The sequence below is a fragment of the Pirellulaceae bacterium genome (genome assembly GCA_029243025.1).
Classification (GTDB): Bacteria; Planctomycetota; Planctomycetia; order Pirellulales; family Pirellulaceae.
This window is the reverse complement of the sequence record JAQWSU010000010.1, coordinates 163814-169813: the sequence shown is the minus strand read 5'-3', so window position 1 is coordinate 169813 and position 6000 is coordinate 163814. Positions and strand designations below refer to the sequence as shown.

1 protein-coding gene is annotated in these 6000 nt (G+C 52.0%); it reads right to left on the bottom strand.

Annotated features, from left to right (window positions below):
• A partial coding sequence (locus tag P8N76_05395) for an Ig-like domain-containing protein (GenBank protein ID MDG2381087.1) occupies positions 1-4617 on the bottom strand: 4617 nt, incomplete at its 3' end.
• Between the last annotated feature and the right edge of the window lie 1383 nt (positions 4618-6000).

Below are 6000 nucleotides of genomic sequence, written 5' to 3'. Positions count from 1 at the left end.
GCTGAGGAGTCCAGGAGCCGTCGGATTAAAAGTGGTGTCTTGACTGAGGTCATAGGATTCACCGGTTGCGACCGGCGCGTCATTGATCGGATTGACGGTGATCGTCACCGTCGCGATGTTCGAATCGTTGCTCCCATCGTTAGCATGGTAGGTGAAACTGTCGCTTGTTGTTTCTGAGCCATCGTGCGTGTAGGTGAAAGTACCATCATCGTTGAATTGGAGATTGCCGTTTTCAGGCGAGCCCAAAAGCACTGCCGTCAGAGTTTGCTCGTCGCCATCCGTGTCATTTGCTAGGACGCTAAGTGCACCACCTTCGAGATTCGATGTGGTTTCGTTTTCATTGACCGTAACCGCGTCCGCAACGGCTATGGGGGATTGATTGTCGTCATCGTCCTGGTTCGTCAGATTAACATCGGTTGGGTTGATGCCAGCGTAGTTCCCATCGTCAGAACTGGCGGCTCCGATCACGATTGAGTAGTTCACATCGCCATCGTCGACGTTGTCATCGACACCGGTGACGGTGACGGTTTGAGCCACATTCCAGTTGGAGGAGGTGAAGACGATCGACGAGGGGCTCACGCTGGCTTCGGTCGAGTCGCTGGAATTGATCGGCAGGGTAACATTTGCGGTGGGTTCGGAATCTAACTCGATGGTAAAGCTAACCGTGCTGCCCGTTTCGTTGGTGGTGGAAGCCGAAGGGCTGCTGACCGTGATGCCTGCCGTATCCCCATCGTCCTGGTTCGTCAGGTCGATATCGGTTGGGTTGATACCACTGTACTTTCCATCGACAGAACTCGCGGTACCGATCACGATTGAGTAGTCCACATCCCCATCGTCGAGGTTGTCGTTGACACCGGTGACGGTCACGGTTTGCGGCACGTTCCAGTCGGACGAGGTGAAGACGATTGACGTGGGGCTCACGCTGCTTTCGGTTGAGTCGCTGGAGCTAATCGGTAGGGTGACATTTGCGATGGGTTCGGAATCTAACTCGATGGTAAAGCTGACCGTGCTACCCGTTTCGTCGGTGATCGAAGCCGAAGGGCTGCTGACCGTGATGCCAGGCGTTTCATTATCCTGATTAGTCAGGTTAATATCGGTTGGGTTGATACCACTGTACTTTCCATCGTCAGAACTGGCGGCTCCGATCACGATTGAGTAGTTCACATCGCCATCGTCGACGTTGTCATCGACACCGGTGACGGTGACGGTTTGAGCCACGTTCCAGTCGGACGAGGTGAAGACGATTGACGTGGGGCTCACGCTGCCTTCGGTTGAGTCGCTGGAGCTAATCGGCAGGGTAACATTTGCGGTGGGTTCGGAATCTAACTCGATGGTAAAGCTAACCGTGCTGCCCGTTTCGTTGGTGGTGGAAGCCGAAGGGCTGCTGACCGTGATGCCTGCCGTATCCCCATCGTCCTGGTTGGTGAGGTTGATATCGGCTGGATTAATGCCGCTGTAGTTCGAATCGCTGGAACTCGCGGCTCCGATCACGATTGAGTAGTCCACATCGCCATCGTCGAGGTTATCGTCGACACCGGTGACGGTCACGGTTTGCGGCACGTTCCAGTTGGACGAGGTGAAGACGATTGACGTGGGGCTCACGTCGCCTTCGGTCGAGTCGCTGGAACTGATCGGCAGGGTAACATTTGCGGTGGGTTCGGAATCTAACTCGATGGTAAAGCTGACCGCACTGCCTGTCTCGTTGGTGGTGGCGCCAGAGGGATTACTGACCGAAACAGAGCCCGGTGGAGTCGTCATGTAAACGCCGAAATCATTCGAACTGGCGATCTCTGTTCCCACAGAGACTTGAATCGAGACCGGAGAGCCTTGGCCGGAGAAGCTGTATTTCAAATTGTCTAATGCGCCGAATTGACCATTGCGGCCGGACGCAAGTACGTAGGCGATGTCGTTCGCCGCTCGCGTGATCGTCATTGTTTCGACATCAAAGTATCCAAGATTGTCGGTTGCGACTTCGGCTAGCTGATTGTCATTCGCATCGTAAGCTCGCATGTGTCCGTAGTCCGAACTGTCATCGGAAATGAAGTCAAGGCTGACCTCATTGATGTCTTGGACGAAGTCGATGCGAAGCGTTGCTGGGTCGGTGTCCCACAATTCAGTATTCCATGTGTTACCGAAGTTGTGTGTGCCAGTCGTGGTGAAAATGCCATCGTAGGCGGTTACATTGGCATTGCTCACTCCCGTTCCGATGGCGGTGAATGTGAGACTGGAATCGACTGAATTGAGGACCGTCCCCGTTGGATAATCATCGGGGTCGAACTCGCCATTTCCATTTTTAGGAAATGTCTGGGTTTGATTTGTGGATGGGTTGATGCCAATCGAGTAGTCACCTGGCGAAACAGAAAAGACATAGTCGCCACTCTCATCAGTGACGGTGGTGATTTCGCCACTGTCAAGTGAGGCGTTGCTATTTGCATCCAGGTAGACGGTGATGCCAGCCGCTCCGGTTTCACCTGAGTTTGGGTTGCCGTCATTATTTTGGTCGTTCCAGACTCGACCCTGTAACTCAGCGTCATCACTTCGGATGTATCCAAACGCTCCGTTGAATGCTTGTCCCGTCGTGGGGTTGCTGAGGGACACTTGGAATGTCTCGTCGGCTTCGAGGTCTGAATCACCTGTCGCATAAACTGTAATGGGGACCGACGTTACTCCAGCCTGGAAAGTCACTTGGCCACTAGGAAGCGTTCCACCAAAGTCCGCAGCGTCAGCCGGCGATGTTCCTGAACCGGTTACGCTCCAGTCCACTGTGACCGTTTCACTTTGAGCCTCTGTCATCAGTACATCAAAATTATAGGCCGTAGTGCCCGCACTACCTTCGTCGTTGTCTGCACTTGTTGCACTAACACTCAAGTAAAGATCGGTGGGGTGAACCGTTCCGGTTACGTAGTACTGTCCGATACTGCCGTAATCTGTGTAGCCCGTTGTTGTCGTGGATGAAAACGGATCTCCCGCTCCGCTGCCCTCAATACCAAGATAGTAAGTTCCTGCTGCTAAGCTGATTTCCGAAAAGCTGGCGCTCAATCCGGTTGGATTCGAGGTGGCGATTTGAGTTCCAGTGGAGTCATACAGCGTTGCCAGTACGTCGAGGTTGCTGCCTTGATTGTTTTGTGGTGTTGTGGAGTAAAAAGTGTTTTCAATTGCAGTGGAGTAGGTCGAATCCCCATTTGAGATGAGTGCTCGACCCGTGTAGGACTCGATGGTTAGATCAACGGTGCCTGCAGCCGTTTCAAATTTGACAAAGTCTGAATCATTGCGGTCTTCGACGATGCCAAAAAGTGCAACGTCGATCAGATTCGAGTTAGAAGAATTCAGGCTGGGATAAGTTACGGAGCCGGCCGTGGATATGTCGTCGCCATGGTCATCCGAGCGTAATCCAAAACCATTTTCCGTTGCAATGACATCGATGTCGTCGCGTCCGTGGGAATTGTTCGCGTCGCTCCCGTCATTGTTTGCTCCATAGTATTCGCCGTGATCCCAGGTTGTCACATTCGAGTAATAGCCGCTGCCCATGATCGGGCCCCAACTGGTTTCTCCTGATCCGTGCCCATTGTAGTAGCTCGCGTTAGGTTGAACCGGATTACTCGAAGTCGTTCCATCGTGTGTCAAGTTCAACGTATGGCCGACCTCGTGACTAATGGCCGCGGAAACGCCAATCTCTGATGAATTGAAAACGTAAGTGGGAGTGTCGCTTGCGTTCGTCGATTGATAATTAAAATTGAAGCTGTCCAGGTAGGCAAAGCCGCCGCAACCGCAATTGGCGAAATCATCGACTGTGATGACAACACGGATTCCCCATTCCGTATCTCCTCCACCCGTATTGACGAGGGCTGCTTCACCCGGGTCTTCGGTAGTCACATCAACGTCAAAGGGCGCATAATCCTCTGCGACACGTTGCCAAATGCGTTGGATGCGCGCGAGCTCAGTTGAGGAAAACGCAGCACCGTCGTTTTCAGGATCGTAGGCGGGGGAAACAATCGAGTTGCCGTAGCTGGAATTCCACCAAGTTCCCGTGGCAGTAAAGCCATCGAAGTCAAGGAAAATGGTCTTACTGGCCGTCGGATTGCTGTGCAATAAGAATGTGTCGGGTAAGGGCACTGTGTCACTTACCGACTGAGTATCCGACGATTGTTGAATCTGATCGGGCTCCGCGAACTTTTGCTTGATGGAATGCAAGGTTTCGTCGCTGATGCCGTAAACGGATTCTAAACGAGCTTGGGAGCCGGGCTTCTCCTCAATTGCATCATCGAGCGTTGTGTAGAAATCATTGTCACGCTGAACCAAGTAATCGGGTTCTTTGGGGAGCTGGCAATGATCGTTGTCAAATCGAAATTCTCCGTTTGGATCATGGATTTGATTTAGATCGTGAGTGTCGTTGGATGGGACGATTTCAACGCCTTGACAGTCAGCGCAGCAACAATCGGGGGAGTGGTTTAACTTGTGAAGATAATTTAAATCCTGAGCGGGATTTAGATCGTGAGCATAATTATCGTGCTCAAGTTCTTCCACATCGAACGGATCGGCGGGAGTCAGCCAATCGGTGACTTGCGGTTGGCCGATGAGATCGCTCGCGAGGAGGTTTCGACTTTCAAGAATCTCCAAACAGGAAATCCTTTCGAAACGACAGCTTCTTCTTGTCGATGTTTGACGCTTGCGAATTTGTCTGGAATGAATTTGATTCCTGAGCATTCAACTCTACCCGTGATGAAAGGATGAGTTCTTAAGACATCCTGTGATGGAAGGCAGAGATGCTCACAGTTCGTGTTGGAGACGCGCACCACCCCCGGTGTCCCCGTCCCCCGGTGTCCCCGTCGTACCAATAGCGGAAGAATAGGTGAAACACCCCTCAACTGTGTTGCATCCACCGATCCAGAGCTTAAGTGAACAGCGATCGCAAGTCAATTTGATCGAGAGACGGCCCGCCCCTCTCAAGGGGCAGAAAGGTGCGCGGGGTTGACTCACTTGGGCCGTATTTTGGGTATGCAGACTATGCTACAGCGAATTAACAAAAGTAGGCCGGATCGCGACTTTGCAGCAGAGTGGCGTTTTGCTGATTTTTGAATCTGGGGCGAGTGCCAAACAATTTGAACAACTTTCTGTCTTGCGCTGCTCTGATAGATCAGGTGACCAGGGCTTTCGTGCCGCGGTAGATCCGTGACCACTGGCAGTTCGCTGTCGATCCGCGGAATGCTGGGATTCGACGAGTTGGCCGATGCCATAATTCAGGATGATCCGTCGGATGTGGAATTCGATGAGGTGAGACAATACTTTTGATCGCGAGAAAAGATGACAGCTTGTCTGTTCGCCTGCAAGTCATTCGGGAAGGTTGCCCTCATGATTGTCAGCCGCAGCGAGTGAAGCCAAGACAGACCGGGGGCCCGTGAATGGCTTTCGTCCGTGCATGACTCGAAGATTATCGACCAACGCCACCTCTCCTTTTTGCCAATTGAGACCAAATGTTGTTTCGTTCGCTAAATCAATGGCTCGTTGGATGGCTTCATCGTCTATCAGTGTGTCATCGTCATATCGAATGGATCGGGTTGGATCATTGCGGCGATCTTTCCAGCCTTTGTATGCGGCGATTAATTAGTTGAGGAATACAGACCGCCCGTCTGACAGTTTTCGTATGGTAGGCATGGTGGCTGCAATTTGGGGATTCTTCGTGTTTCTGTTGGCCAGCAAGGCTCGCTGTCGGCAACATGGGCAATCGCTGTTTCCGCATTTATTCAAGGATGATCCGTGTTACGCTGGCCTGCTGGCATCCACGGCAATCTCCTAACTCAGCCATTTCGCTTAATGATCAGATCGATTGACGATGATGGCGGAGTAACTGAATCCTTTTGGATAGGATCGTAGTGCCTTGCACGGGAAGGTTTGAAGCCGCGGTAGTCAAGATTCTTTTGAGCTGAAATTGGAAGGCATTTTGTTACGAAGATGGATTGTCTCTTGGCAAGGTTTCCGTTGAAATAAGTCATGAGGCGATAC